The organism is Protofrankia sp. CiP1_Cm_nod2, assembly GCF_920664355.1.
Classification (GTDB): Bacteria; Actinomycetota; Actinomycetes; order Frankiales; family Frankiaceae; genus Protofrankia.
On the sequence record NZ_CAKKTL010000043.1, the window covers coordinates 29,215 to 31,254 of the forward strand.

3 protein-coding genes are annotated in these 2,040 nt (G+C 75.0%); 1 reads left to right on the forward strand and 2 read right to left on the reverse strand.

The annotated features are described in order from the left end of the window. A partial coding sequence (locus NBW84_RS07205) for an XdhC family protein (protein WP_250282893.1) occupies positions 1 to 1,001 on the forward strand: 1,001 nt, incomplete at its 5' end. A gap of 144 nt (positions 1,002 to 1,145) precedes the next feature. Here the strand turns inward: NBW84_RS07205 and NBW84_RS07210 are convergent. Then, a complete protein-coding gene (locus tag NBW84_RS07210) occupies positions 1,146 to 1,400 on the reverse strand; it encodes a hypothetical protein (RefSeq protein WP_250282894.1) in 255 nt (84 codons plus the stop codon). Between the two features lie 224 nt (positions 1,401 to 1,624). Next, a partial coding sequence (locus tag NBW84_RS07215) for an ATP-binding domain-containing protein (RefSeq protein WP_250282895.1) occupies positions 1,625 to 2,040 on the reverse strand: 416 nt, incomplete at its 5' end.

A 2,040-nucleotide genomic window follows, 5' to 3' on the forward strand; every position in this document is an offset into this window, starting at 1 on the left:
TGGGCAGCGGAGACGATCTGGGCAGCGGAGACGATCTGGACGGTGACGGCGACGGCGGTGGCGGTGGGCTGGGCGCGGGCGGAGGGCCGGGCGGTGACGACGTACTGGCGACCGGGCTGACCTGCGGCGGGACCATCAGCGTCTTCGTGCAGCGCATCGACCGTCACGGCGCGCCGGAGTTCGGCGACGTGGCGGCGGCGGTGGCCGCGGCCGAGCCGGTGGCGGTGGGTACCGTCATCGGCTCGGCCGCCGCGCCGGTGCGGCCGGGCGCCCGGCTGGCGGTCTGGCCAAGCCGGGTGGCCGGCACCCTCGGCACCGAGGGGCTCGACGCGGCCGTCGCGGACGACGCCCGGGAGATGCTCGCGCGGGGGCACAGCGGCCGACGCCGCTACGGGCCGCGCGGCCAGCGGCACGGCACCGGGACAGGTACTGGGAGGACAGGTACTGAGATAGGCACCGGGATAGACGTGTTCGTGCGGGCGTTCGCGCAGCCCGCCCGCATGCTCGTGTTCGGTGCGGTCGACTTCGCGGCCGCGCTCACCCGCATCGGCGCGTTCCTGGGGTTTCGAGTCACCGTGTGTGATGCCCGGCCGGTGTTCGCCACCCGTGAGCGTTTCCCGGCGGCCCACGAGGTGGTGGTCGAATGGCCGCACCGCTATCTCGGGCGGATCGCCGTCGACCCGTCCACGGCGATCTGCGTGCTCACCCACGACCCGAAGTTCGACGTCCCCCTGCTGGCGGCGGCGCTGCGCACGCCGGCGGGCTACATCGGCGCGATGGGCAGCCGGCGCACCCATGCCGACCGGCTCGCCCGCCTGCGGGCCGCCGGGCTGACCGAGGCGGAGCTGGCCCGGATCCGGGCGCCGATCGGCCTTGATCTCGGTGGCCGTACGCCCGAGGAGACCGCGGTGTCGATCGCGGCCGAAATCGTCCAGACGCGCTGGGGTGGGAGCGGCCGGCCGTTGTCGACGACATCCGGCCGTATCCACCCCGTGCCGTGACAGTGCTGTGACGCACCGGTCCGGCGCGCCGACGGTCCGCCGCGGATCGGTGGGACCGGTGGTGGCCGTGAACCGGCAGTGGGCGACCGGCAGTGGGCGACCGGCGTGGATGTCGACAGCGGGCGAGGGGTGGGCGGCGGCTGGTCAGTACCAGACCAGCGCGTTCGCGTTCGACACCGTCAGGCCGACGATCCACAGTGCGACGTCGACGATGCCCAGGACGAGCCCGGCCGTTGCCAGGTGCCCACCGCCGCCGCGTCGTCCCCGCACCCCGAAGGCGATCGCGACGATCCCGAGGATGATCCCGAGGAGGAACAGGCCGATGATCCCGCAGACCAGGCTGATGACCGAGTCCCGCCGAGCGGTCGGGGTCCTGGTCCTGATTGGTCCGTAGCGCACCCCTGTTCCGTTCCCACCGAACGCCGCGGAACACACCACGACGTGCCGGCCTGCCCGGACCGGGCGAGATCCGGAGCTTCCCGTCCGGGATGGTGGCCGGCTCGGCGGGAGCCTGGTCAACGTCCGGACGTCGGTGCGCGCGCCTGTCGTCGGGCCGGCGTTCGGCAGCCGGGAAGCCGGGAAGCCGGGCCGCCAGCCGGCCCCGGAGCCAGCCGGAGCAGCCGCTACCCGAGCCGGCCGCCGCCGGCCGGCCGCCGCTCGGTGGCCAGCCGGCGTAGGACCGTCGGCAGTGGACCCGAGTGGACGACGGTCAGCGTCCGGGTAGCCCTGGTCAGCGCCACGTACAGGTCGGCGAGGCCGCGCCGCGAACCATTAATGATCATCTGGGGCTCCGCCACGACGACCGCGTCGAACTCCAGGCCCTTGGACTCCGCGACGGTGAGCACCGCGATCGGGGCGGCCAGCACGTCCGCTGTGCCGCTGGGGGCGGCCGTTCCGGCCGCCGCTGTGCCGAAGGGGGTGCCCGCCGGCGCGGCCGCGAGTGCCGTGCGGATCCGCTCGGGCAGGCCGGCCGGGCAGATCACCGCCACCCGGCCCTCGCCCACCGCCTCGGCGGCACGCAGCGCCCACGCTGCGGCCG